This is a genomic window from Lysinibacillus sp. NPDC093692 (genome assembly GCF_050280125.1).
GTDB lineage: Bacteria > Bacillota > Bacilli > Bacillales_A > Planococcaceae > Lysinibacillus.
Window position 1 is genome coordinate 62,333 of record NZ_JBNNUW010000022.1, and the last position, 25,231, is coordinate 87,563.

Genomic DNA, 25,231 nt, shown 5'->3' on the forward strand with positions numbered 1-25,231 from the left:
ATGTTTGTTTACATAAAAAAACAGCAGCCAAAACGGCTGCTGCTTTAGGTTAAACGGCAATTGGTGCTTTAATTGTTGGGTGTGGATCGTAGCCCTCAATTGAAAGATCTTCGAGTTCAATGTCGAAAATCGACGTTTTATTTGGATTGATTTTTAAGGCTGGTAGGTCCTTAGGCTCGCGTGAAAGCTGTTCTTTTACTTGCTCCACGTGATTTGAATATATATGAGCATCCCCAATGCTGTGAATAAATTCGCCTACTTCTAAACCGCATTCGTGTGCAATTAAATGTGTCAGTAATGCATATGAGGCAATGTTAAATGGACAGCCGAGTAATGTATCGAGACTTCTTTGCATTAGCTGGCAGCTCAATTTTCCATTTGCGACATAAAATTGGAACATTACGTGACATGGAGGTAGTGCAGCTTTACTGCCTTTTGCTCCTGCATTGATAACGTCTTCTGGATTCCATGCATTGACAATAATGCGTCGTGAATCTGGATTGTGCTTAATTTGATGGATTACATCTTGCAATTGATCGATGCTTTCCCCTGTTGATGTTGTCCAATTACGCCATTGCTTGCCGTAAACATTTCCTAGCTCGCCGTATTTATTTGCAAATTCATCATCTGTTAATATGCGCTCACAAAATGAAGCTAACTCTTTTTGGTAGTCAGCGTTGAATGATTCGTCCACTAAGCAACGACGACCAAAATCTGTCATATCGGGACCTGAATATTCATCAGACTCAACCCATTTTTTAAAAGCCCATTCATCCCAAATATGATTGTTGTTTTGTAGTAGATAGCGAATATTTGTATCCCCTTTAATAAACCAAAGTAGCTCACTTGCTACAAGTTTGAATGGTACACGTTTCGTCGTTAATAGAGGAAAACCTTTGCTTAAATCAAATCGCATTTGATAGCCAAATACACTATATGTACCGGTCCCTGTTCGATCTTCCTTTTTAACGCCACTCTCTAATATATGTTGTAGTAAATTTAAGTACGCGATTTCTGGATGCGCCATGTTCATCAACAGCTCCTTCAAGTATGCTGTTGACCATTATATCATCTAATAACTCCATGTGAATGCCCAAAAATAAAAACAATATTTACCTGACTGAGCCAAAGGAATCGTATTCTAGCTCCCTTGCGATTTCACTCTCCATCGTGACAAAAAACATTGGCATCAAAATAATATTAAATAAAACTGGGACAATAATAAACAAAAGGTCAACCCCTGGGTCAAAATAGATACCAAACGCGGTCAATAAGCCTGAACTGATTAGAAAAACAATTTGCATACCGATAATTATTATCGGTATGATTTGATACAAATAATTTAGCTTTCGGAATTGATGCATATTTTCTGGGTCTTTAATAATTCTCTTTTTTAAGCGCCTCGATAAAATGAAACAGGCAATAAGCTGCGCCAAAATAAAGCTAAAATAAATAACAATATGTAGTAGCATTTGCCCTTTCATAACAGAGCCAATAAAATGTCCTACCCGCTGATGTAGTAGGTCGTTAACCTCTCCCTCATAAACATATTCCTGTTCACTAAAATAAGTAGACGGTTCTACAAAGCCGAGATTTGCCAAATCATTTGAGTTAGCTTGCCAGTCGATTAGTTTGCTAGACAAAATTTTTAATTGAATGGGATCATTTTCGCCAAACATTCCTATTAAAAAAGTATATGGAATCGCTATCTTTATTTTCCCATCTTGTTTTTCATGAATTAAATCTTTAATCGAAAAAGTATACGCTACATCCGTCTGGAGGACTTCATAACGAGGATCCTCGACCTTCCAATGACTTGCTAACGAGGATTCTATGTTATTCTTCATTTCAACATACGGCGTATCATTATGTAAACTCTTTGGAATCTTATAGACAAAACGATTATCACTCCCAATAATGCAAATATCTACTTTCACCGCATCACTTTCTACGTTTTTAGCGTTTGTTGTCATCGGGTACGACATTATGACGACTAGAAAAAGGACTATTAACAATCCTTTCTTTGTCATGCAACGCTCCCCCTTTTCGTCACACATGATAGTTTTACACTATCACACGCTACACCGAAAAAACTACTTCGTTATTCCGAAAAAGGAATAGTGGTTTTCCGAAACAACTTTTTCGGTATTCCAAAATTACCAAAAATTGTGGATAATATAGTAGTACTTAAGATTGAAATGGGGCATTACTATCATGCAAATAAATGAGAGAAAACAATGAGTAAATGGACATATAGTATTTTCATAACCTACCTACTCCTCGGTATTTATGTACTTGTAGTTGCATCACAAATACCTTTTATTGCTATTTCAGTAGACACAACTGGCGAACAACCAGTTATGACCGAGTTCTACTATCCAAATTGGGCACAGCAGCATAATATTGAAAAGGGCGATATACTACTGACAATTGATGACAAACCTGTTCTTTCTAATCAACTCGATTCTTTGGTACGTTGTGCAAAAAAACTGATATTTATGAAGCCGAATGGTGATGTTCATACTGTTTTAGTTAAGATTAAAGATATTCCGGAAGAATTATATTTGCATATTATTTTTCCACTTTTTTATTTCGTTCTATCATTTGGCGTTGCTATCTATTTATGGCGAAGAAATACTGATAATCTACTAACTAGTCTACTAACTTTATTTTTATTAACCTGTTCTTTGGCTTATATAAGTTCAGGAGCCTCAAGTAGAGGAAATCTAATTGGAGGATTTGTAATAAGTATTGGTATAATTTTATGCATAGTGCTTTTTATTCACTTCTTACAATGTTATTTCCGCTACCTATGTATAGAATGGCCATACCTCAATTCGAAATGGCTTTATTTAGCACTACTATTTATACCTTGCTTGGATTTCATACGAATTGTTAATCCTGACTTTTATTCAATCACATCCTTAATTAAATTAGGAATGTTTGCTGTACTTGTTCTCTATGCAATTTATATTTTACTAACGAGTTATTTACGAACTAAACAGGAAAAAATCCGTTTAATCACTATTGCATTTATTACGCCTTTTTTGCCGTTTTTACTGTTTTTCGTCATACCCGAATTATTAGGACAAAAGCCTATTTTAATTTCTGAAGTAGCTGCATTATTTTTATTGTTTATTCCTTTTTCTTTTATTTTCATTCAAGTGAATGAACGTTTATTCGATATTGAATATCAATTATCTCGTTTACGTTATTATTCAACACTTACCTTTTTTTGTGCATTACTATTAACTACGGGTATTACCCTCCTGTTTATAGACAAATTATCGATTGTTAAAATTATAGGTGTCTTTACACTAATATTCCTTGTCATCATTGCTAGTTTCTATTTAAAAGAGCAGCTTGATTTTAAATATCGAAAGATTATATTTTCATCCACAGGCGATTATGTACATAATTTATATGCTGCGGTTAATCGTATGGGGAAAGCGAAAAACCAGCAAGAATTACTGGATCAATTCAAGTATGAAATAACAGAAAAGCTTGGTACTACTGCCTTTACAATTACAACAATTACGGAAAGCACTCGTGATGAAGTTAATATGGGGAATCACCTACTATTACATGATACAGGTGAAGAAAAAATCATGTTACACATTAGACATGTATTACAAAAAGAAGAGCTTCTTTGGCTAGAGTTACTAGCCCTCTATGTTTCAATGTTTATTGATAATTTAAAGCTCATTGAAGATTTAGTGTATGAAATAAAGCTTATGAAGGATCGCAATGATACACAGCTTCCTTGGCTCGACAAATTATTATGGAATATCATTGAAAAGGAGAAAAGTATTTTAGCACAGGAATTACATGACACTATTTTGCAAGAGCAACTTCATTTAGCGAGAGAGTTAGATGTACTTACTAGCTCTCCTATTATTAATAAAGAAAAGGTATTAGATATTCGTGAGCAGTTGCTGAATGCATCGAAGGACTTACGTGAGTATTGTGAGAATTTAAGCCCTCCTTTGCTGGACACATTTGGGCTACAAATCGCCTTAAAAAAACTAATTCAAAAGGTGAAAATACGAGCAGATTTTTTGTTAAAAACTCAAATAGAACGTGTCCAATTTGAGGATGTAACTTTACACTTAGTCGTCTATCGCCTTGTGCAGGAGCTCTTAAATAATGCCATTAAACATGCTGAGGCAACCGAAGTTTCACTAAGACTACAAGCGATAAATCGCGGCTTCATCCTCCAATACGATGATAATGGTATTGGCTGTAATATTGAAAGTTTAATGCAATCTTCAAATTCTATGGGCATTAATGGTATTCGAGAGCGAGTCCGTGCTTTTAATGGGAACATCACGATAACCTCCGATTTAAATGAAGGAATGCATATTGTTATTCAAATACAAGAGGACGTGGATTCAGATGATTAATATTCTTATTATAGATGACCATCCTGTCGTTTTAGATGGTACGAAAACATTATTACAGGATTTAGCAAATGTCCATATAGATACGGAACAAGATAGCTCCGCTGTTCTGTCGCGAATGGATGATCAATCTTTTCAATTATTTTTGATTGATATTAATATGAAGCCAATCAATGGCATCCAGCTTTCAGAAATGATTAAGAAAAAGCAACCAGAAGCACTTATTTTACTCTATACAGGATATGAACTTTCCGATTATTACGAACTACTGATTGAGAAGAAGGTCGATGGACTATTATCAAAGCTCGCCACGAAACAGCAAGTGATTCAAACCATTGAAGCCGCACTAAGGGGCGAGATTTTACTAGCAGCTGATTTTTTAGACTTTGTACAGCAGCGTACCAATCTTCCAAACGCGCAGCAAGATGTTTTACTAAGTGACAAGGAGCAAGAGATTTTACAGCTTGTCGCACAAGGATGTACAAATAAAGCAATTGCTTCAGCCATCGGGGTCACGCAACGCACTGTTGAAAATTATTTATCCAAGCTTTTTGTCAAACTAAACGTAGAATCTCGTGCAGAGGCCGTAATTGTCGCGAAAGAGAAAGAATGGTTAAAATAATGGAAATGTAAATTTTACATTACAAATTCGGAATATACTGGATAAATATTCGGAATTGTTATATAATCAGAACAATAATTACATTACTTCATCTTATCCGCTAAAATCACGTATTCAAAAGTAATACGAGCTTTTGAAAATGTGTTTTTTTTGCAAGCGATCGAAGCAATATGATTGTTTAATTTTTTTGGGAGGTTGTTCACATGACACAAGGTACAGTTAAATGGTTTAACGCAGAAAAAGGTTTTGGATTTATCGAGGTAGAAGGTGGAAATGATGTATTTGTACATTTCTCTGCTATTCAATCAGATGGCTTTAAAACTTTAGAAGAAGGCCAAAAAGTAGAGTTCGGCGTTGAAGAAGGTAACCGCGGACCTCAGGCTACTAATGTTGTAAAGCTTTAATTTATAGCTTTAACATGTAGAGTGCAAAATACAAGAGACATCCAAATTAATGGATGTCTCTTTTTTACGGTTATTTAAAATAAAGTTCCTATATAAAACGGATAAAATAAGAGCATCGCAAAAAATGAACCCTTGAACTAGCCCTGTCATATCCCCCCGATAACATCCTTACGCGTAAGAATGTAAACCTGCAATAACTAAATTTACAAATACTTGATTGAACACGATAATTCCAAATCCAATAATCGCTAACCAAGCTGTCTTTTCCCCTTCCCAGCCTTTTGAAAGGCGGAAATGAAGGAAAGCGGCATAAAATAAAAATGTGATCAGTGCCCACACTTCCTTAGGGTCCCAACCCCAATACCTACTCCAAGCAATCTGTGCCCAAATCATGGCAAACAATAGACCTCCTAAGGCAAACAATGGGAAACCTATGACAACTGCTCGATATGTAATTTCATCTATTAATACTGGCTGTACACGGTTTGTTAATGGCTTTAATAACACAATTAATCGTCTTCTCGTAATGAGTACAATCACCCCATATAAAATCGTTCCAACGATAAATGACCAGACAATCGTATTCAATTTCTTCGCATCTAGCTTATTCGTAATCTGTAAAACGCCAACCTGATCTCCACTATCTGTTACTGCACCTTTATTGACAATTAGAGGCGTCATCGTATACTCGGCTGTTTCTTTCTTCTCTAACTTATTTTCAAATTGAACCTCTATTTTATCTCCTGCTACGTTAAAGTAAGTTGCCACTCCAATAAAGCCAATCACAACAATTAAGCAATACATAACAAATTCCAAGGCAACTGTACTCATCGAAAATTTAGAAACATCTAATGTTCGTAACAAATAAATAATACCTGTTGCAAATGAAACCGATAAAACAGCACTTGAAAAGGCAACTGTCATAACATGAATCGTTAACCAATTACTTTGCAGCGATGGAACAAGTGGTGAAACTGTTTTTGTAAAAACGCTTCCATAACCGAGAATAATTAATGACACAGGGATCGTAAACAAACCTACAACAATTTGCTTATATAAAAAATGAATGATCAAATAACTACCAGTAAGCATAATGCCAAAGAACGTCATAAACTCATACATATTACTTACAGGTGCATGATCAACAGCAATCCACCTTAAAATGAAATAAACTAACTGTAAAGCAAATGCAATATATGTAAGTAGAAGCCCGATTTTTCCAAAAATCTTTCCTTTTGATTTCACGGCAAGTCCAATCGGTATAATGGCGATCAGAAGTAAAATAAATGCCACGAAAAATGAATTACTACTTAAACTTAATAATGTTTCGTTACTCAATATGAAATCCTCCAAAGTATTTTTTTGCTCATCTCCATAATGTGAGGTTGATTTTCGTTCCGACTGGGCGCTGTGTTGCTGCCGCTTCGCTTTCGCACAGAGCCAGCCTCCACTCCAACTTATATCAATGGTATTACCGTTCCCTCCTTGTTGTGATGTCCATTTTTTGAGGAAACTATATAGTAGCTTCCAATAAAAATAACGTCATTCATCAAAGTAAGTGCCATCATTTCCCTTTAAATAGCTTTATTTTTTCAGAATTGTTACAATCTTGTGGCTTAAAGTAGAGAACAAATCTCTAAAAAATGCCCTCATATCAAAAAAATAAACCATCTATAAAGGCGAATAGATGGCGAATTTCAAAAAGATAGCATGACTCTAACTACATCCTACTAAAATATGAAATAAAAGTCTATTTTAAAAATTATTTCTATACTAAATCTTGAAGGACAAATTAAAAGACCTAAGCCCAGTGGAGTACCAAACTAAGGTCTTAGAAGTTGCTTTTCTATAGATATCTAATTTTGGGGGTCAGGTCAATAGAAATCAACTGTGCTTTTTATAATCGAATCTTCTACTAAGGTAGTCCTATAGTTTAAGTAGAGACCTTTACAATCTTTTCTTTACTCTAACAAAGGTCTAATCTTTTATCTAAGTTGAGCCACTCCAAAGGACGCCCTCTTATTCAAGAAAAGTACCCGTTTGTCGAATAAGGAGAAGTTGTTCATAAACCTTTTGATTTTTTTCCCATTTCCACAACAAAATTTCATTAGCAACAGTTTCAGGATAGTCCCAATGAATGTTATGCATGGTATTATCAATACCTATTACCTTTATATTCTTAATATCCTCTTTAATTTTTTGTATTCCTTTATTTCGGGATGTATCAGTCGCTGGAATTGTTGCATGAAACAGTAGGACAGGGCATTCAAGACTATCATAAGTAGTTGAACAAGGTTCTTTATAAAACGCTTTAATGGTTGATAAAATGCTAAACCTGTCAGCCTTTAATACATAGTTATCGTTAACCTTTTTAAAGTTAGAGGTTATTGTTGAATCAAGCTGTGTGTCCCATTGCTTCGTTGTGTAATTTTGGTACTCTTTAACTACTTCATCCCATGAATTATATTTACTTGAATCCATATATTCCTGCCAACCTACTAAAGCTTTTACTTCCGTCATCCCATCAACATGTTCAGGAAATACATATCCTCCATCTATTAAAATGACTCCTCTTATCTTATTAGGAAATATTTTTGTGAAATGTAAGGCAAGGTCAGCCCCCCAAGAATGTCCTAACAAATAAATAGAATCATTAGTAATCTTCTGTATCACTCTATAAATACGCCTTGCTAAAGAGGAAAACATATAATCCTGCTCTACATCTAGTAATTGAGATTCTCCATGGCCTGGATTATCTAAAAGAATAAGGTGAAAGTCATTTATCAAGTATTTAATTAACCCCAAAAAACTTTTTGAATCTCCTGTCAATCCATGAAGGCAAACAAGTGAAGGAAGACCGTTATTACCAAATTCATATCCGTGAAAAGTATAGTTATCTACTGTTTTTTTAAATTCCTTCAATTCAATCCCCCTTCTAAAGTGAATGAGGTTATTCCTAAAATAAAAACTATTTCAGTTCTTAGACTAAACTCCCCCATTAGTTTGAGTACAACCTTTCACAAACACCTTACATTACCATAAGCATTCTATTTTTTTGATATTTTTGCCCGTTTGTTAAATAAAGATTTCTTTTACAATACCTTTCCCACATCAAATGAGAAAACAGCCATTTTCTTTTAAGGAGCTATGGTTTACCAATGCAGGTAGTTAGCCGTTATCGCTTCGTCACCTCTCCTTTTTAGTCATGCAAGCACGGAAATAACTTTTCATAGTTGCAACTCTCGCAGCAGAAACCTTACCGCGAGACATGCCTTACTCCTATTTATATTTCACATAAATAATTTCCGGATCACCTTCATCTAAGTTTTCAATACACCCACTTTTTATAAAGCCTGCCGTTTCAAATACCTTATGCATACTAGTATTGGATTGGTTAGTAGAAGAAAAGATTTTTGGAGTTGCTGCCATTTCTACATAAAAAGCTAGTAACGCTGTGGCAATGCCCATTCTTCTCTCAGATGGCTTCACAATAACTAATGAGATGAAGCAGTTTCCAAAGAAGTCATTCGTAAAAATAAGAAAACCACCAATCCCTTTTTCAGTTTGTTGAATGATACAACGTTTTTCGTTAATGGCTGTACGCAAATATTCGCTTCTTGAATAATCTCCAATTACTTCTTGATCAATCGCACATATTTCATCGAGATGCTCCATACGTGCTTCCAGCAATTGCGTCATTTTGTTCACCTCATTCTTTATATGCGAGAAGACTTTTGTGCAAAATTAAGTTGGTTCATCAATGTTTTTCTAATCAAGCATTCAACTGTTAATTTTACTTATGTAATAACTCATCACTTTAATCTTAGCCCTAAACCCTTTTGCCAACTTTCCTTCATCGACAAATCCGCATTTTTTATAAAGTGACTGTGCGGCAGTATTCGGTAGATTAACCCCTAACACAAGCTCATTAATAGTTGGAAAATGCTCCAAAACAAAGTCTGGCAAAAGCTGTAATGCCGCTTTCGCATAGCCCTTCCCCTGTTCATAAAAGTCTGTTGAAAAGGCGCGAATTAGAATAGCCTGTTCATTAGAGCTATATGGCGTAACGCCCTCTTTTTCATGTAACACAAAGAATGTCACAAGCTTATCTTCATCTAAAACAAGAACGGCATGGCGATTTTTGTCCTGCTTTACTAGTTCAATACTCTCTTTCGGAGACATCGTATAGCGAAGCTGCTCCTCTGTAATCGTATATCGTTTAATTAAGTGATCATCTTTATTTTCATAAAATTTCAATCTCATCAAAGCTCCCCTTTTATCTTGAGTCGTCGTTCCACCTTGGCGTAATTGTAACTGTCACATTGCTTTCGCTACACAAAACATTCGCCACTGACGAATCCAAAGCACACATTTTGTATCGTTTATTTCTGTTGTAATATATTGAAAAAACAGAAAATATAATGTATTCTAACATATTTTAGAATATTACATTAGAGAAGGTGTTCATATTGAAACTATTAGAAAGAGCTCAAAAACGAAAAGAAACGGCCATGCTCATTTTAGAAGAATTGAAGCTGCTAGATAAATGGAATACTATTGGGCAAGCTTTTGTGGTCGGCGCTACAGCATATGATTTACTAGTGGATCACGATATTGATATCGAAACATTTTGTACTCACCCTAATGCAGCAGAAGCTATGGCGATATTAGCTGATTTAACTAGCAATACGAAAGTTTTAGAATTAAAGTATCGTAATTACTTGAAAACACCATTTAATGGTATCTATTTTAAAATACAATATGAGCAAATGCCATCAGAAATTTGGAATATTGATATGTGGCTGTTTTCAGAAACACGAGATGGCCCTCTATCAAGAGATTTAGTATCGTTAATGAACGATGCCTTAACAAATGAAAGTCAAAATATTATTTTAACTATTAAAGAAGAACTTCTTAAGAAATCCCTAGTACTTCCTTCAATTTATGTATATGAAGCAGTGTTAGACTATGATATTCAATGCACAGAGGAATTTCTTAATTGGATAGAGCAACAAGATGTAGACATTCAGACAAATTGGCGTCCTTCAAAAAAATAAATAAAATCAAGCGTTTCCTTAACATTTTTATGTGGCTCATCACCATATGGAGTTGTCATAAGCAGCAATTAGCAAAGCGGGCATCAACAAATACCATTCTTCCAGTCACAGATAACCTTTTATTTCCCTATTCAACAGACTTGAACAAAAAATATTTCCACTAATCACCAAAAATGCTACTATTAAGTTATCTATATATAAGGAGTTGAGTGAATGAGTGCGAAAAGTGCAGTAGATGTTTGGTTAAACAACAAATAATCCAAGGGTTGTAAACTCTAACTGCAGCTCTTGAACAAGGGAGAAAACAAATGGAAAACTATTTTAAAGAATTTCTTAAAGGGCAAGCTATTACATTACAGCAAATGACTTCCTCCGACCTAGAAGCATTTGTAAAGATTGACAGTGAACTGAAGACGTTGTTACTGGCTAATGACGACATTCCCTTTCCAAATACCTTTGAGGATCATTCTTCATTCTTTCAAAGTATTAGTGGAAAAAAAGAAGAATTTTTCTTCGGTATATTCGAAAAGTCGTCAAATGAGCTTATCGGTTCCTGTGCTGTCTATGGAATCAACTGGAAGAACAGTACTTGCTCTGTAGGCATTTCAATTGGCGAACAATGGCATGGTAAAGGCCTTGGAACGGATGCAATGAAAACTCTTATTCACTTTATTTTTAATTATATTTCCATTAATAAAATCAAGCTTCAGGTTTTCAGCTTTAATAAAGGAGCTATTCGTTCTTATGAAAAGTGTGGCTTTACAAAAGAAGGGATTTTACGAAATGAACTTTTCCGTTTCGGACAATTTCATGATGTAGTTTTATTTGGCCTTTTACGAGAAGAATGGAATCAAATAAAATAAAATAAGCTTTTTTCCTCCGTGTGGAAATATTTCAGCATTCTCGATATACCCACGAGCTACAATTTTTCATCGATTAATTCTAGCTCGTGGGTAAAAACGTATGATCATCAGCAATTGAGTGATGATCATACGTTTTATTCACTATGGTTGTTCGTTGCATGAAAAGCTTCTCAACATCAAAGACAAAGTATTCTTCCATTTCCTTCTTTAAAAAGTGTTGTCTATACGTTCAATTTCCCTACAAAAGACGTTCCCCCCCATCGCCTTCCTGAGTTGCCATCTGCTCTAATTATGCCAAGACGAAAAAGATAGCCCAATAGTAATCATTTCCATTTCATAACTTAGAATATGATATAACCCCAAAATAGAAATGAACACTTTTTTACATGAAAAATGCTGAATAAGACTGAACACATTTTTTATAAAGTGTTCAAAGTTATCTAATGGTTATATATGTTTTAAAAAAATAAAAGGAAGTGACTTTTATGACTTGGCAATATGGTTCTTTTCCTAATGATATAGGCCCATGTCAACAAGAAGGGGCCAGAACTTGTGTTGGTGATATGTATTTTGTATGTAGAAATGGTCATTGGAGACCTACCTACCAATATTGTCAGAGTGATAATACACCGACATGGCTACCATATGGTTATGGTTCACACCTATCGCCAAAATTTGGTTCTTTTGAAGATATGGGGCCATGTCAACAAGAGGGGGCCAGAACTTGTTTTGGTGATATGTATTTTGTATGTAGAAATGGTCATTGGAGACCTACCCACCAATACTGTCAGAGTGATAATACACCAACATGGCCACAATATCGTTATAGTCCACAGCTATCGCCACAATATCGTTCTATTGAAGATATGGGACCATGTCAACAAGAAGGGACCACAACTTGTATTGGTGATATGAGGTATTATTGTAGAAATGGTCGTTGGAAACCTACCTACCAATATTGTCAGAGTGATATGTATCCCTATGACTAAATGTTTATACTTTAAGTCAACAACAGACATTTCATTCATAGCCTCAATGATTTCCTCGGTTTCGTCAGGCAGATACTTCTTCTCGATAAAATGAAGCAAGGGGCTGTCAGTAGACAGCTCCTTCTCTTATTCTTCCCAAACTCTTCGAATATCACTTAACACAAAATGCTGAAATGTAAGTTGATAAACATCAGGCATTGAAAGTCCATTCCAAAACGAGTAATCATATTGTGCATCAAAATATTGCATCATTAAAACCATTATATTGCCGTGTGTACCAATCACTATATTGTCATTTGGGTGTGCAAGGATAATTTTTTGCAACGTAGTAATAGCTCGTTCCTTGGCAGCTTCATTTGATTCTCCACCTTCGAATGCGAAATTCGGATGACTCCATACTTGTTGCATGGCAGTGTTAAAATCCATACTTTTTCCATTAGATAGGATTCTTTCTTTCAAAGAATCTATCGTATTTATTTCTAATTTATGCCCTTGTGCTATGCCTCCCACCGTCTGAATAGCTCTTTTATATGGACTTGAATATATAGCATGGATTATTTAATTGGTAAATAATCTAGTAACACGATCCCGATCCTCCAATCCTTTATCAGAAAGCGGGCGATTGTACTCATCAGTAGAATATTGCGAATGCGCGTGTCTTATAAAGTATATTATGGTCATAATCGTTTCCTCTATTTCCCTTCAGATTTTGCCTTCTTTTCTTTCACATAATGATATATATCTACCTTCCATATATCATCCTCTTTTAGTAAAGAAAATATCTTTCGATAGTGAGAGCTTCCGAAAATTATATCCAATTGTACAACTGCTATACTTTCTGTGCTAGTTTCTTTATCCAATGAAATAGTATCGTAATATCTGTACATTAAATAATTCTGTATATCCTCATCAAATAAATAATCTATATACTCTGCTATAAAGGTTTCTTTATCTGGAAGTTCATTGTTGTTGTAGGTAATTGCATATAATTTATCGAACTTATTTTCAAATATTAAATTCATCATAATTAACACCATTTCCTCTGGTGTAAAAGTCTTTAAACTATTCATATTCCCATTGCTTAAAAATTGTTCATATAAAGCTCTTTTTTCCTCTGGCAATTCCTCTAAATATGTAAAATCATAGTCTCTATCAATAATAGGAAGTTTCTCTTGAGTTTCTTCTTCATGTTGAACGGAACGGCTAGTAACTACGGTTGATTTTGGAAACTCTCCTGTTTTTGTTTTCACTTCTGAACATGCGATTAATATTAAACAAGAAACGATCATAACACTTAATAATAGCGACCTTACATTCAATATCGTATCCCCCCTATTTTCAATAGATTTAAAACTCACATTTCCACCGTTCAATATATTTCGAAAATTCTCAACATTTTCAACCAAAGTATAATCCCTTCAATTACAAACAACAAAGAAGTTTATTTGATAAATTGTGACAAGATATGAAACCTATGAAATTTCAAGTCTATGATACAAAATATTTTTATAGTAAAAAAGATACAAATCTATTAAACATCACCCTGTCCCTTTTCTAAAATCTAGCCAAAAAAAAACCCTAATATTTTAGTGTGAAGGGTAATAAAATATATAAATAATACAATAAAAGTAATTTAAGTAGTTCAAAATATTCATCGTAAGTTTTTTTAATTTACTACCCAATATAAGAATAAAAAATTTTTTCTATGACTAAATTACGAATTTCTCAACCTATACACAATGTGACATATTTTTCATTTCAGGTGAGATACAATGAAAAAGTTGAATCGAGGTCAATGTATTTCAAGAATATATGGAGAAAAAATAATAGGGGGAAAAGATTTTGGTTAATTATTTAACGCATAAACAATTCTTGAAGATGGAGATTGAAATTAAAAGAAAAATTATGTATAGAAAGGCTATGGCTTTAGGTTTCACCCATCCAAGTGTGGTAGATTGTAGCCAAGAATTAGATGTCCTACTAAATAAATATTCAAAAGCGATCAATAAAGCCAGCTAAAACTATTTTCGAAAAGTCGTCTAGTTTTACCCTGTATTAGTTTTTGGTTATAAAACCTATTGCTGTTGTTAAGATACGTATAAATAACATAGAAATGGGCTATCTTCTATATGACAGGAAAAAGGAGGCCAAATAATGCAGGTATTTATTTTATCACTGGTCGCTTCTAGCTTTTTACTACAGCAACCTCAAGATTCAGTAGAAAACACAACACCGGTTCTTTGCATACCTTCTAGAACTACATCTTATAAATACCCAAATAATCAATATCAAGCATTTCGTACTGAGAATGATTTTTATTATAAATTAAATAGGACAATCTATGAGGAATATAACAATGCTACCTTGAACATTCGTCAAAGAATAGCCTTTAAGGACGTATCGAAGGCTGAGGAAACATTTAATCTAAAAACAAATTTTATACGTAAAAAAACAGACCTCTCTCAACATACTTTTATTCATCCCAATCGACAAGTATATTTTTTAGCATCCTTCAAGCACTTGGATCAGGAGACTTATCATAAATACCTGGTCATTGACGCTGAGACACAAACTATCCTTTTAGGAAATAGTTATTATCAAAGTAATACCATTAAATAATTGTATTTCGTTTGTTGTTTAATTTATTGTATGCTTGAAAATTGATTAATAGTAGCAAATTCAAAGAAAAAATTAACATTTTTAAGCAAATCCCGAAATTACCATTTATTCCATCGCTGTTATAGCTCGACTCTTGGGAGTGACTTCCCCTTGAGTCGAGCTAAATTGTTTTATAGGGTTCACTTAATAGTTAAAGCTTTTTGCTGTATTTCTTGCTTAATTTCCTCAATAAATTGCTGCAATGTTTTTTCAATTAATGCTTGCTCGCCATATTTACGAACAGTGACATGTTGAGTATCCATTTCTTGATCACCAAGTACTACAATATAAGGTATTTTTTTCATTTGTGCTTCTCGAATTTTTTTACCCAGCTTTTCTTGTCGATCGTCAATGCTAACACGGATTTGTTCATTTTTTAAAGCATCAACAACTTGCTGTACATATGCTCGATGCTTATCTGCCACCCCAATAACTTTTACTTGTTGAGGTGCAAGCCACGTTGGGAACGCCCCTCCAAAATGCTCAATCAATATGCCTAAGAAGCGATCAATTGAACCGAATACCGCTCGATGAATAACGACAGGTCTTACTTTTTCATTCTGTTCATTGACATATGTTAAGTCGAATTTCTCAGGTAGTTGGAAATCGAGCTGCACCGTTGCACATTGATGACTGCGATGAATAGCATCTTTAATATGAATATCAATTTTTGGTCCATAAAACGCTCCGTCACCTTCATTTATTGTAAAAGGAAAGCCTAGATTCGTTAGTACGTTTTCTAACGCCGCTTCGGCTCGATTCCAAAGTTCAAGTTCACCCATAAAATCAGCGGGACGTGTTGATAATTCAATATCGTATTGGAAGCCAAAAACCTGATAAACCTCATCAATAATCTTTAGTGCAAGCGCAATTTCATCTTCAATTTGCTGTGGCGTAACAAAAATATGTGCATCATCCTGGCAAAAAGTACGAACCCGTAAAAGACCATTTAATGCGCCACTAAATTCATGTCGATGAACTTGACCAAATTCAGCCATACGAATCGGTAAATCTCTATATGAATGGAAATCATTTTTAAAAATCAGCATATGTCCAGGGCAATTCATAGGTTTTAATGCAAAGCTTTGGTCGTCTACATGAGTAAAGTACATATTTTCTTTATAGTGATCCCAATGCCCTGACTGCTCCCATAAACGCTGGTTCATCATCGATGGTGTCCGTACTTCTTGGTAATCAAATTTTGCTTGTAAATGACGTAAATAAGACTCTAATTCGTTACGAATAATTTGACCATTTGCTAAATAAAACGGCATCCCTGGTGCTTCCTCTGAAAACATAAATAACTCTAGTTCTTTTCCTAGCTTTCGGTGATTGCGCTTCTCCGCCTCTTCTAGGAAAACAAAATGTTCCTCAAGCTCTTTTTTTGAGGCAAACGCTACACCGTATATACGCTGAAGCATTTGATTATTGCTATCCCCTCGCCAGTAAGCACCTGACACATTCATTAATTTAAAGTGTTGTAATTTTCCTGTGGAAGGTACATGAGGTCCACGACAAAGATCATAAAAATCTCCTTGCTCATAAACCGTCACCACTTCATGCTCAGGAATATCTTGTAATAACTCTAGCTTCAGCGCGTCATGAGCAAATAGTTGTTGCGCTTCTGCTCTTGTTACTTCTTTGCGCTGTATTTGTCTATTTTCTTGAACAATTTGCTGCATCATTTTTTCAATTTGTTGTAAATCACTAGGCGCAAAGGAATGCGCAATGTCGATATCATAGTAAAACCCATTTTCTATAACTGGTCCGACCCCAAATTGAGCATCAGGGTATAAACGCTTAATTGCTTGCGCTAATAAATGGGCTGTTGAATGACGAATCACCTGAATTCCTTCTTTTGTGCTAGCATCGTACAGGGAAATTTGTGAATCCTCCACTATCGGGCGCGTCAAATCAATGATGGTTCCGTTCACACTCCCTACGATTGCCTTTTTACGTAAAGCGGGACTAATCGCTTGTGCAATGTCGGTTAATGTAACACCTTTTGAAAATACTTGTTGTTTACCATCTGGAAATTGAATGTTAATAACTTGATTTGACATGTTCTCTACTCCTTTATTATAAATTATGCCTCGGCATAATTGCGTCTGGAATCGGCTTTGTGCTTGCACAAAGCCGATTCCGTGACATCCGCCGGAGGCTTTAACTTCTTTCAGTTGATGTTTGGACAGACTCTGAAAAGTGACTTAAAACCGCACTCCTCTTTAACCTATCAAGGCGGTAGTCCTCTACTGAAAGAAGTTACAAATAAAAAAACACATGCTCGCGCCCCATAAAGGGACGAGCATGTGTTGATTACCCGTGGTTCCACCCAAATTCCCACTAGATGCTCTAGTGGCTCATTGTTATGCAGTAACGTTGCAAGTACGGTGCAAGTTTCCAAGCACTGCTCAAAGGTAGTAAGTTTTCCAGCTGCATTAGGAAGCTTTCAGCCCATGCCTCCCTCTCTGTAAATCGCTTATGAAAATTCGTGTCCTTCTCATCGCCAATTTCATTGCTTTGTGAAATTGTTTCTTACTATAACGAATGTTTCATTACTTGTCAATATTTGAAAATTTTTCAAAGAACAATTTCGACTCTAACTCGACTTGCACATTCTAGCAAAGATATGTATCAAAATCTTACTGATCACTTCGACCATATAATCCCTTATACTAAGGTTCTTATTTCTAAAGTCTCTTTGTAAGACTGCCACTGAATATGAATCATTGGGGCAGCATCCTTTTTAAAAATTTTCGTACTTTCTTTTTTCGTTAAGATAAACTGTTTATTGGTATTTACTCGAACGTCATCGAAAGTTATTGATTGTTTTGAACCTTCTATCGTTATTTGTAAATCACCTAAGTCTTTCTCTTCCCCTAAATAGAAAATTCGTAATCCCTCTTCTGTATTACTATGATATACAGCCTTCCAGTGCTCGCTTTTCGCTATATAATGTGCCTCCTCTTGTTGATTCGTACTACAAGCAACTAACACAAACATCATCATCAAAATCAGAAAACATAATTTTTTCATTAAATATCAATTTTCCTTTCTAGAAAGTTAACTACTTCAAACTATCCTTTGAAAACTGTTACTCGGCTTCCCGTGTAAACCCTCCTTACGTCATATATTGTGTAAACCAGGCAATATATTTTGCCCCTGGAATAAACAAAAGCTGTGCTAAACATGTGCCTAGTAGCCTTGAAGCCATCATCATCACAGACGCTTGTTTCAGACTTAAATAGCTACCTCTTTGATTAATAACATCGTCTGCAAGAACGGAAATTTTAGGGTCAATAAATATAATTAGTAACATCGTTGCTACCCCATTAATAAGTCCTGATGCCATTACAGCAGTTGTCGCTCTTTCTGGAACTAATAAAGAGGCGTAAAGTGCAGACAGGACACCAATTGTATAGATGGCCGTTATCACGATATTGACGATAAATAATTTAAGAGGGATATCACGCCAGTTAACCCCCTTTAAGTATGAAAAGCTTGGCAAATGGATATGTTTTATTCCACGTTTAAAATACTCTATACTAAAACCTTTTTTGAATAATGCTGGAATGGAACCTTTTTCCTCAGATAAATGAATAATGGCTCTTGAAAATATCGCTATAAAAGTCGGCAATAGTAGAATGCCTACTAAAGTACCTATTGAAGCGGCCCCAATAAGCACTCGGAATTGCTGCTCCACAAACGCTAATGTGTTCTCTTTCGGTGCTGTATCAGCCAAACTTCCAGTAAAAGGCTGCTGCATCATATTTGCCAATCTTGAAACCATAACCATCACATTGAACAAGGATAGTGCAGAGGCTAGTAATTTTACACGTGCACCTGATAATCGAACTGCATACGCAAGTGTTTCTATCGAATGAATGATGAGAATAAATAAAGCAATCATGATCAATTTATTTGTTAAAATATCCAAAGTCTTGTACCTTCTTTTCGATTATTGATTTGACATCGTTTGATCCAAGGTTGCACTCATATCGTAATGAATACAACCGAGTCATTCCTTCCCTTAAATATTCTACGAAATTCACCTTAATAGGTTCCGTTATTTCCTACCAAATAGAAAAGCTATTCATCAGGCTTTTCCCCCTAACGAATAGCTTATTCTGTATTTATTGATTTACTGCAAAGTCATTATTCCAGCTAGTTGAATCCGATAGCTGATAGGTCACCATATTAGCAGTAACAGCAAGAATCACACCAGCTCTAGATTTATCAGTAGAAATTGGATTCTCTAATACTAACACAACATATCCCTCCCCTCGTCCCAGATGATCAATATCATTTGTAGCGTTTATTTCGAAGGTTGTATAGGTTGTCTCATTTACAGCACGGAGTAATCGTTGCTCCTGATAGACCCCATTTCCCTTTAAATTATAGCAAACAGGCATCCATCCTTGTGACCAATCAATACTGCCTATTATTTCTTTTTTACGATGTGCTAGTTTGCCAATTGAAAATGTAAAATATATTTTCATAATAGCTTGACCTATTTCATTTACCCCTTCACATACAGCTGTTACTTCTAACTTAATATCCTCCTTCGAGTGCTTCTGAATAACCACTAAAGTCACAGTGAAAATACAGATAACAAGTACTACACTAACGATTATTAATCCCATTTAGTCCCTCCCGATATCGCCATAGCTATTACTATTAGATTACCATGTTTTAGGAGTAACAGTATTTTTTCACCAAACAATCTTATGAAATGACATAGGCATAAAGGATAAGACAAATAACGAGTATATACTGACTTAGCCATTGGTGAAGACAAAAAAATCAGTGGGTAAAAAAACCCCACTGATGATAGTTTCACTTCACTTTTTCGCTTGTAACTCGGCTGTTAAAGTAAATGGTATTTTTAAATACTTGTACTTAATCGTTATTTTATTAATAGTAGGCGCTTCAACCTTTACTGCATAATGCTGAGGCTGCTTCCCAATGGCCTGGCGATCTATGTATTGACTAGGAAAAATGGTTATTTGCCTTAATTTATGATAGGTAATATTCGGATTACCAACCAACTTCGTCTCCGCTTCAAACGGTTCAGACTTACTCACGACAAGCTCGGCACTTTCAGGCATTTTATCATTGACGAGTATTTGTTGAAGCTCTATCTCATGCAGTCCTTTATTTTCTATTTCTACGATTCTTATAGTTGAATCATCTACTGGATTCGTATAGCTGTTCATGACGAGTGGTGGATTGCTCTTTAAATAAATGATGAAGGCAGCTCCCACTACTAGAACACTAAATAATAAAACAAATAGTAATTTTTTCATGTCATTCCTCACTTTCTTTCTACCTATCAAGTATAGCGAGAAATCGTAGGTGATGAAACCTTGAATAGTAAATGAGGATTTTCTTCTTCTCCACCTAACTTCTTTAAACCAACTAAAAACAACCTGACTCATTATAAGCCAGATTGCTTTGCTAATCGTATTTCATCACGTATTGGAATTCCATCATTGCCGATTAAAGGGATTTCAGGTTTATATGCTCTTGCTTGTTCGACCGCGTTTTGTATGATTTCGTCTAAGTGATAGCCTCTTTTTTGATAAAATTTTAACTTCTTTCAGCAGAAGTCTCCCACCTCTATAGGGGTGAGATGAATGAGGATTTAAGTTACTTTTCATCAGGTGTCCAAACATCCGCTGGAAGAAGTTAAAGCCTCCGGCGGATGTCACAGAATCGGAAAGGAGTTCTTTGCGCAAGCACAAAGCCGATTCAGGACGCAATTATGCCGAGGCATAATTGATCGGTGTGCAAATTATCATTTGTCGTTATAAGAGTAATTATCGTACAGCCTTGTCCGAAAGCAATTTCTTCAACCGCATGTACTAACAATGAACCTATCCCTCTTCCTTCTTCAATACTATCAAGGGAAATAATTTCACATTCTTCCTCACGAATGATATACGTTACAAGACCCAAAATCGTATTTTGTTCATCTACATAGACGAACCCCTCTAATTTACTACAGTCATATACCCCACTGGAAATAACCATTTCTGTACTTCCCCAATGCTCTTTAAAAAATTGCAAAACATCAATTTGGGGTAATTGTTGAATAGGAATTATTGTCATTTATCATTCTCCTAAATAGAAAAATTAAACATACTAGCTATGGCTTTTTGAACACCTAGAAATACTGCCCACGAAATGACACCAAGTCCAATGGCAAAAACGATATGGATCGATGATTTCATCGCCATATAAATAACAAATAGCATCACCATTGTTGCTGGTAATCCAACGATTACACCAACCGTAAATCGCTGAATATGCTCACTCGATTCACTTTGCACAGTAAGCCAAATGATGCTTAAAATACTGACAAGTGGCAGTGCTGCGATAATGCCACCATAGCTAGGAAATCTTCTAGCAATCTCCGTCACAATACCAATAACGGCTGCCGAGCATAAAATTTTTACAAATGTGTACATTATTTAGCCACCTCGCTTAATAAACGAAATGCCTGTAAGATTAATTGTTGCTCTTCTTCCGTAAGCTGGTTTAGTGCATGTTGCAGTTTCTTATCATTTAATTCTGTGTTTTTCTTTAAAACAAGAAGCCCTTCAGTTGTTAAATGAATATGTACTTTACGCTGATCATCACTGTCCCGCTCCTTTTTTACCCAACCATTACGCTCCAGCTTTTTGATATGCTCAGACGCGGTATTATGAGAAATATTCAATAACTCTGCAATATCACGCACTGTTACTTCAGCTTCCTTTTGAATCATCTGTAAAATACGCACGCTCTGATGCGAAATTGAATCTTCATGTGTTGAATGTAGATGGTAATAAATCGATGTAAAATAGTTATTTATATCTTTAATCATCAAACTTGCCCCTTTATTATATCGTTATAAACGATTATATCGTAACGGACGATATATCAAAAGAGAATTACCCTATATTTAAAAAGTTGTAATTTTCGCACTCTTCAACACGCAAATAGTTTGGTAGCCATTTAAAGGCAATTCAACATAAGGAAGTTTTCCACATACTAAATAAATGGGCTGTCTATTGGCAGCCCATTTACTAGTTTTATCGAGAGTTTAAAATTAAAGAATCTTCACAAATAAACCCTTCTGAAATTATTCTATCGCATCTACCTACGCAAAATTTGAAAGAACAAAAACCCCACCACAATGCGAGATCGGGTAAAATTCTAATTGGCATACTCCTTTTAATAAGGATCTCATTTCCCCATGGACAAAGTAAATTTCATCATCATCCCAATAGCCAATACTTTCTTCACTGCATTTTTCAAGGTCCGCTCTTGTATTAAACGCAATATCGCCAATAAAAATTTTGCCTTCAGGTGTTAGATGTTGTAATAATTCTATAATGTAATGCACCTTCATTTCATCGGTAAAATGATGCAACGCATAGGTGCTTATAATAGCTTCATATTTTTGATGAAGTAGTGCTGTTGGCAGCCCTTTTGACAAATCCCACTCCATTAAGTTTGCATCAGGCATTTTTTCTTTGGCAATTTCGATCATTTTTGAAGAAAAATCGAATCCATTGATCATATGCCCATTGTCATATAGCTTTGCCGTTAACACCCCTGTGCCAAATCCAATGTCTAATACAGTGGACTTAGGACTGTGCATGACCTCATTAAAAATCGTATTTAATACTTCTTTATATCCTGCAAATGGATATTGGTTGCTTTCTTCACTTAGCTGAACCGTTTTATCGTAACCATCAGCCCATAAATTAAATCCTTGTTGACTTAGCATAATAGTCCTCCTAGAGTTTCAATAGTTTAAGAATTCGGAGGGTCTATTAGCACTAAACATCCCATGTTAGTTACTAACAATCCCTCTCCATACATATAAATTTTCATAACCTATAACCTGTTTCATAAAAACTCCCCCTTTCAAATTCAAGTTCATCACCTTATCGTGTAGGGTGTTTTCCGTTCCGACTGGGCACTTTTTGTAGGCGTCCAATCTCCACTCCAATCAAACTATACACACGACATGCTTCTTTCAAAATGTCATCCACAACTATTAGCAATGAACAAATATTAAACTATTATACCATTTTTTATCATTTGAATAAATTAAATTTTCTAACTTTATATAATTCCTAAAAAATGTTATAATTAGGGTAGCTTCTTTTCAAGGAGGAATCGAAATGGACGCATTCTTTTGTAATGCTTGCTCTAGACCAAACACTTTACAGGTCAAAGAGGTCTAGAAAAGTTAACGCAAATAACATAAATTGAAGGATCTCTTTAGGCCAGTAACCTTTATTAAAAGCCTACTATTTAGGAGTGAATTCAGATGGAAAAACAAACAATTCAGCCGTTCTTAACGGTCGCAAACTATCATTTACTTGAGCAACAAATGAATAAAATTATACAAACACTTGCAACGACAAAGGATAAGAACGTTATCTTAGCAGTTCATGGTATTGTTGAAAGCGAAATTACAGCAAAATTAGCGCTATCCACTGCGGAAACTCAGCTAATTGAACAGCTTTTTAATGTGACAGATCGCGCTCATGGCGAAGCGTATTTAGAGCAATTAAAACCGTACGTTATCGCATTCAAAGCAGTCACTGCAAGCACACTAAAGAGCCTATTTAAAAAGGAAAAAAAGCTCAAGCTACCGAAGCTTGAAGAAATGGACTTTCAGCAGATTTGTTATTTAGCTTGGGATGATCCCGGTACACATCGAAAATATGTCCTACTAGAACAAAATGAACAGCTAAAAGCGATTAAAGGAACTTTCTCTAACAATACAATTAAAGGAATATGTGCACTATGTAACCGCCATTCTGATGTTGGCCTATTTACAACGTCTGTAAAAGGGCAAGTCGTTGGAACGTTCACGAATTATAGTAATTACATTTGCGCAGATAGCCAAACATGCAATCGACATGTAACGGATATAGAAAAAACAAATGCCTTTTTCGAGCGTATTACTCAAAAATAAAAATAAGCCTTCTCCATAACGGAGAAGGCTTTTTGTTGGTCTTTATTACAATCGAAGCGGATTGTGATTTACTTTTATTATCGTCGAGGCAATAATAACAAAGCCAAACATTAAAACAATGATTAAATCGAGTAAGGATGTATACACCACACTATAGACTTATTATCTTTTCCATATTTCATTGCAAATGATAAGAAAGCTTCCATGTGAGCACGGGTTAATGCATTTTGTGTTTTAAATTTTTCATCAGAATATCCATTTGCGATAACAGCTCTTACATTACTTTGAATTGGAGCTAGTTCAACGTGATTGCAATTTCCGAGTTCGGCGCGCCAGCAAATACAACCGTTCCATTCTTCGGCAGTTTTACTTTGTTATTGCCGCTCACAACGGTAAAGTTGATATTTACTCCCTTCTCATCATACACTGCGAACGAACTCTTCTCTGGCAACGTCACAGTCATCGTTTTCCCTGCTACCGCTTGTGGAATCTTAAACCATTTCGCGTGCCCATTTGCTTGTAGCGTAACTTTGGATGATTGGCTTGCATCAAGCTGTTTCACGTTTGTTCCACTTACGTATAACAATCCGGACATCTCCATATATTCATTACCGCCTTCTGTATAGAAACGAGATTCCGTTGTATCACGACCTGTCATCACGGGAATCTGGAGCTGATGCGCAGCCGTGTTTGGGCCTGTAATTTTTCTGCCGTCCCAATAGCCCTCTAGACCTTCACTGCGATTAATTTGTGTTGTAAGCATCATTGGTAAGAGATATTGAGCAGAACTATATTTCTCGTTTACGAGATAGAACTTAACGCCTTCCCGCTTCGCCCATGCGGCAGTGGTTTCCTTAGATAGCACATTGTCTTCTAGTTTCTCAGCTAAATATTGAGTAGCCGCTGCTTGCCCTAAACCTGGCACCGATATAAATGTGCTCTCCCTCAAATATGTTCGTCTATTCTTCTCTGTGACGAAGTTGAGCTTGGAGGTACCTGTCTCATTAATAAAGCTTCCATCCGCAGTATATACATATTTTTCTTCTGGATTAGATGGTAAGATCAGTTCTCCATTCTTCGTAATTTCTATTTTGAAATGACTGAAACTATTGCCGTAAAAACCCGCTTTCTTTGCTATGTCTTGAGGCATTTTGGCTTTGAACCGGCTTGCCAAAGGATTTGTTCGGCTTGATATCCTTAATTGTGCCCTTCTCTTTAAGGGCTGCGAGCAGTAATTCAGTCGCCATCAGTTGATTTG

Annotated in this window: 25 protein-coding genes and 3 pseudogenes; 9 read left to right on the top strand and 19 right to left on the bottom strand. The window is 35.5% G+C overall.

What is annotated here, in order from left to right; translation table 11 throughout:
- Window positions 1-49 precede the first annotated feature (49 nt).
- The gene (locus ACQKN4_RS19925; RefSeq protein ID WP_079561167.1) at window positions 50-1,027 is read right to left on the bottom strand and encodes a thymidylate synthase; all 978 of its coding nucleotides are present in this window, start codon (window positions 1,025-1,027) and stop codon (window positions 50-52) included.
- 85 nt (window positions 1,028-1,112) lie between these two features.
- Window positions 1,113-2,030: a hypothetical protein gene (locus tag ACQKN4_RS19930; protein WP_079561078.1), complete on the bottom strand. Its 918-nt coding sequence runs from the start codon at window positions 2,028-2,030 to the stop codon at window positions 1,113-1,115.
- Between the two features lie 207 nt (window positions 2,031-2,237).
- Between ACQKN4_RS19930 and ACQKN4_RS19935 the strand changes: the two genes are divergently transcribed.
- The 3 genes from ACQKN4_RS19935 to ACQKN4_RS19945 all read left to right on the top strand — a co-directional run bounded on the left by ACQKN4_RS19935 (window position 2,238) and on the right by ACQKN4_RS19945 (window position 5,426).
- On the top strand, window positions 2,238-4,403 hold the full coding sequence (locus ACQKN4_RS19935; RefSeq protein ID WP_427484613.1) for a sensor histidine kinase: 2,166 nt from the start codon (window positions 2,238-2,240) through the stop codon (window positions 4,401-4,403).
- Window positions 4,396-5,022, top strand: coding sequence for a response regulator transcription factor (locus ACQKN4_RS19940; RefSeq protein WP_079561076.1), 627 nt, complete (start codon window positions 4,396-4,398; stop codon window positions 5,020-5,022). The genes ACQKN4_RS19935 and ACQKN4_RS19940 overlap by 8 nt, the downstream gene beginning before the upstream one ends.
- Before the next feature lie 203 nt (window positions 5,023-5,225).
- Window positions 5,226-5,426: a cold-shock protein gene (locus ACQKN4_RS19945; RefSeq protein ID WP_053592785.1), complete on the top strand. Its 201-nt coding sequence runs from the start codon at window positions 5,226-5,228 to the stop codon at window positions 5,424-5,426.
- A gap of 168 nt (window positions 5,427-5,594) precedes the next feature.
- On the opposite strand, the gene ccsB is transcribed toward ACQKN4_RS19945, so the two are convergent.
- The 4 genes from ccsB to ACQKN4_RS19965 form a co-directional block, all read right to left on the bottom strand.
- Window positions 5,595-6,764 carry a c-type cytochrome biogenesis protein CcsB gene (ccsB, locus tag ACQKN4_RS19950; RefSeq protein WP_079561075.1) on the bottom strand — a complete coding sequence of 390 codons (1,170 nt, stop codon included), beginning with the start codon at window positions 6,762-6,764 and terminating at the stop codon, window positions 5,595-5,597.
- A 681-nt stretch (window positions 6,765-7,445) separates the two neighbouring features.
- The gene (locus tag ACQKN4_RS19955) at window positions 7,446-8,348 is read right to left on the bottom strand and encodes an alpha/beta fold hydrolase (protein ID WP_427484614.1); all 903 of its coding nucleotides are present in this window, start codon (window positions 8,346-8,348) and stop codon (window positions 7,446-7,448) included.
- Between the two features lie 357 nt (window positions 8,349-8,705).
- Window positions 8,706-9,125 carry a GNAT family N-acetyltransferase gene (locus tag ACQKN4_RS19960; protein ID WP_427484615.1) on the bottom strand — a complete coding sequence of 140 codons (420 nt, stop codon included), beginning with the start codon at window positions 9,123-9,125 and terminating at the stop codon, window positions 8,706-8,708.
- A gap of 81 nt (window positions 9,126-9,206) precedes the next feature.
- A complete protein-coding gene (locus tag ACQKN4_RS19965; RefSeq protein ID WP_079561072.1) occupies window positions 9,207-9,689 on the bottom strand; it encodes a GNAT family N-acetyltransferase in 483 nt (160 codons plus the stop codon).
- A gap of 206 nt (window positions 9,690-9,895) precedes the next feature.
- On the opposite strand from ACQKN4_RS19965, the gene ACQKN4_RS19970 reads away from it, so the two are divergent.
- The 3 genes from ACQKN4_RS19970 to ACQKN4_RS19980 all read left to right on the top strand — a co-directional run bounded on the left by ACQKN4_RS19970 (window position 9,896) and on the right by ACQKN4_RS19980 (window position 12,335).
- Window positions 9,896-10,483 carry a hypothetical protein gene (locus ACQKN4_RS19970; protein ID WP_427484616.1) on the top strand — a complete coding sequence of 196 codons (588 nt, stop codon included), beginning with the start codon at window positions 9,896-9,898 and terminating at the stop codon, window positions 10,481-10,483.
- Between the two features lie 308 nt (window positions 10,484-10,791).
- Window positions 10,792-11,346, top strand: coding sequence for a GNAT family N-acetyltransferase (locus ACQKN4_RS19975; RefSeq protein WP_079561070.1), 555 nt, complete (start codon window positions 10,792-10,794; stop codon window positions 11,344-11,346).
- 485 nt (window positions 11,347-11,831) lie between these two features.
- Complete coding sequence (locus tag ACQKN4_RS19980) at window positions 11,832-12,335, top strand: hypothetical protein (protein ID WP_427484617.1); 504 nt, start codon at window positions 11,832-11,834, stop codon at window positions 12,333-12,335.
- A 126-nt stretch (window positions 12,336-12,461) separates the two neighbouring features.
- On the opposite strand, the pseudogene ACQKN4_RS19985 reads toward ACQKN4_RS19980, so the two are convergent.
- Together ACQKN4_RS19985 and ACQKN4_RS19990 are read right to left on the bottom strand one after the other, a co-directional pair.
- Window positions 12,462-13,016 (bottom strand): annotated as a pseudogene (locus ACQKN4_RS19985) (histidine phosphatase family protein).
- A gap of 11 nt (window positions 13,017-13,027) precedes the next feature.
- Entirely contained in the window at window positions 13,028-13,654 is a 627-nt protein-coding gene (locus tag ACQKN4_RS19990; RefSeq protein ID WP_427484618.1) for a hypothetical protein, read from the bottom strand.
- A 523-nt stretch (window positions 13,655-14,177) separates the two neighbouring features.
- Between ACQKN4_RS19990 and ACQKN4_RS19995 the strand changes: the two genes are divergently transcribed.
- Complete coding sequence (locus ACQKN4_RS19995; RefSeq protein WP_079561066.1) at window positions 14,178-14,354, top strand: aspartyl-phosphate phosphatase Spo0E family protein; 177 nt, start codon at window positions 14,178-14,180, stop codon at window positions 14,352-14,354.
- 135 nt (window positions 14,355-14,489) lie between these two features.
- Window positions 14,490-14,954, top strand: a complete 465-nt coding sequence (locus ACQKN4_RS20000) for a hypothetical protein (RefSeq protein ID WP_079561065.1) — start codon at window positions 14,490-14,492, stop codon at window positions 14,952-14,954.
- A gap of 179 nt (window positions 14,955-15,133) precedes the next feature.
- On the opposite strand, the gene thrS is transcribed toward ACQKN4_RS20000, so the two are convergent.
- From thrS to ACQKN4_RS20050, 10 genes and pseudogenes are all read right to left on the bottom strand, one after another.
- On the bottom strand, window positions 15,134-17,056 hold the full coding sequence (gene thrS / locus ACQKN4_RS20005; protein WP_427484619.1) for a threonine--tRNA ligase: 1,923 nt from the start codon (window positions 17,054-17,056) through the stop codon (window positions 15,134-15,136).
- A gap of 607 nt (window positions 17,057-17,663) precedes the next feature.
- A complete protein-coding gene (locus ACQKN4_RS20010; RefSeq protein ID WP_079561064.1) occupies window positions 17,664-18,029 on the bottom strand; it encodes a hypothetical protein in 366 nt (121 codons plus the stop codon).
- A gap of 85 nt (window positions 18,030-18,114) precedes the next feature.
- The gene (locus tag ACQKN4_RS20015; RefSeq protein ID WP_427484627.1) at window positions 18,115-18,903 is read right to left on the bottom strand and encodes a lipid II flippase Amj family protein; all 789 of its coding nucleotides are present in this window, start codon (window positions 18,901-18,903) and stop codon (window positions 18,115-18,117) included.
- Window positions 18,904-19,126: 223 nt separating this feature from the next.
- Entirely contained in the window at window positions 19,127-19,636 is a 510-nt protein-coding gene (locus ACQKN4_RS20020) for a hypothetical protein (protein ID WP_427484620.1), read from the bottom strand.
- 198 nt (window positions 19,637-19,834) lie between these two features.
- Entirely contained in the window at window positions 19,835-20,299 is a 465-nt protein-coding gene (locus tag ACQKN4_RS20025; protein ID WP_427484621.1) for a hypothetical protein, read from the bottom strand.
- A gap of 131 nt (window positions 20,300-20,430) precedes the next feature.
- A pseudogene (locus tag ACQKN4_RS20030) lies at window positions 20,431-20,586 on the bottom strand (GNAT family N-acetyltransferase); the annotation flags it as partial.
- Between the two features lie 158 nt (window positions 20,587-20,744).
- Entirely contained in the window at window positions 20,745-21,104 is a 360-nt protein-coding gene (locus tag ACQKN4_RS20035; protein ID WP_079561062.1) for a GNAT family N-acetyltransferase, read from the bottom strand.
- An 11-nt stretch (window positions 21,105-21,115) separates the two neighbouring features.
- Window positions 21,116-21,463: a DUF3147 family protein gene (locus tag ACQKN4_RS20040; protein ID WP_079561061.1), complete on the bottom strand. Its 348-nt coding sequence runs from the start codon at window positions 21,461-21,463 to the stop codon at window positions 21,116-21,118.
- Entirely contained in the window at window positions 21,463-21,861 is a 399-nt protein-coding gene (locus ACQKN4_RS20045; RefSeq protein WP_427484622.1) for a MarR family winged helix-turn-helix transcriptional regulator, read from the bottom strand. The genes ACQKN4_RS20040 and ACQKN4_RS20045 overlap by 1 nt, the downstream gene beginning before the upstream one ends.
- A gap of 276 nt (window positions 21,862-22,137) precedes the next feature.
- Entirely contained in the window at window positions 22,138-22,770 is a 633-nt protein-coding gene (locus tag ACQKN4_RS20050) for a class I SAM-dependent methyltransferase (protein ID WP_427484623.1), read from the bottom strand.
- A gap of 549 nt (window positions 22,771-23,319) precedes the next feature.
- Between ACQKN4_RS20050 and ACQKN4_RS20055 the strand changes: the two genes are divergently transcribed.
- Window positions 23,320-23,973: a FusB/FusC family EF-G-binding protein gene (locus ACQKN4_RS20055; protein ID WP_427484624.1), complete on the top strand. Its 654-nt coding sequence runs from the start codon at window positions 23,320-23,322 to the stop codon at window positions 23,971-23,973.
- A gap of 295 nt (window positions 23,974-24,268) precedes the next feature.
- Here the strand turns inward: ACQKN4_RS20055 and ACQKN4_RS20060 are convergent.
- Window positions 24,269-25,231 (bottom strand): annotated as a pseudogene (locus ACQKN4_RS20060) (serine hydrolase); the annotation flags it as partial.

Bases quoted from the DNA above. Each gene is read 5' to 3' on its own strand.
- ACQKN4_RS19925 (WP_079561167.1), bottom strand. From the start codon at position 1,027: ATGGCGCATCCAGAAATCGCGTACTTAAATTTACTACAACATATATTA.
- ACQKN4_RS19930 (WP_079561078.1), bottom strand. From the start codon at position 2,030: ATGACAAAGAAAGGATTGTTAATAGTCCTTTTTCTAGTCGTCATAATG.
- ACQKN4_RS19935 (WP_427484613.1), top strand. From the start codon at position 2,238: ATGAGTAAATGGACATATAGTATTTTCATAACCTACCTACTCCTCGGT.
- ACQKN4_RS19940 (WP_079561076.1), top strand. From the start codon at position 4,396: ATGATTAATATTCTTATTATAGATGACCATCCTGTCGTTTTAGATGGT.
- ACQKN4_RS19945 (WP_053592785.1), top strand. From the start codon at position 5,226: ATGACACAAGGTACAGTTAAATGGTTTAACGCAGAAAAAGGTTTTGGA.
- ACQKN4_RS19960 (WP_427484615.1), bottom strand. From the start codon at position 9,125: ATGACGCAATTGCTGGAAGCACGTATGGAGCATCTCGATGAAATATGT.
- ACQKN4_RS19965 (WP_079561072.1), bottom strand. From the start codon at position 9,689: ATGAGATTGAAATTTTATGAAAATAAAGATGATCACTTAATTAAACGA.
- ACQKN4_RS19975 (WP_079561070.1), top strand. From the start codon at position 10,792: ATGGAAAACTATTTTAAAGAATTTCTTAAAGGGCAAGCTATTACATTA.
- ACQKN4_RS19980 (WP_427484617.1), top strand. From the start codon at position 11,832: ATGACTTGGCAATATGGTTCTTTTCCTAATGATATAGGCCCATGTCAA.
- ACQKN4_RS20000 (WP_079561065.1), top strand. From the start codon at position 14,490: ATGCAGGTATTTATTTTATCACTGGTCGCTTCTAGCTTTTTACTACAG.
- thrS (WP_427484619.1), bottom strand. From the start codon at position 17,056: ATGTCAAATCAAGTTATTAACATTCAATTTCCAGATGGTAAACAACAA.
- ACQKN4_RS20010 (WP_079561064.1), bottom strand. From the start codon at position 18,029: ATGAAAAAATTATGTTTTCTGATTTTGATGATGATGTTTGTGTTAGTT.
- ACQKN4_RS20015 (WP_427484627.1), bottom strand. From the start codon at position 18,903: ATGATTGCTTTATTTATTCTCATCATTCATTCGATAGAAACACTTGCG.
- ACQKN4_RS20020 (WP_427484620.1), bottom strand. From the start codon at position 19,636: ATGGGATTAATAATCGTTAGTGTAGTACTTGTTATCTGTATTTTCACT.
- ACQKN4_RS20025 (WP_427484621.1), bottom strand. From the start codon at position 20,299: ATGAAAAAATTACTATTTGTTTTATTATTTAGTGTTCTAGTAGTGGGA.
- ACQKN4_RS20035 (WP_079561062.1), bottom strand. From the start codon at position 21,104: ATGACAATAATTCCTATTCAACAATTACCCCAAATTGATGTTTTGCAA.
- ACQKN4_RS20040 (WP_079561061.1), bottom strand. From the start codon at position 21,463: ATGTACACATTTGTAAAAATTTTATGCTCGGCAGCCGTTATTGGTATT.
- ACQKN4_RS20045 (WP_427484622.1), bottom strand. From the start codon at position 21,861: ATGATTAAAGATATAAATAACTATTTTACATCGATTTATTACCATCTA.
- ACQKN4_RS20050 (WP_427484623.1), bottom strand. From the start codon at position 22,770: ATGCTAAGTCAACAAGGATTTAATTTATGGGCTGATGGTTACGATAAA.
- ACQKN4_RS20055 (WP_427484624.1), top strand. From the start codon at position 23,320: ATGGAAAAACAAACAATTCAGCCGTTCTTAACGGTCGCAAACTATCAT.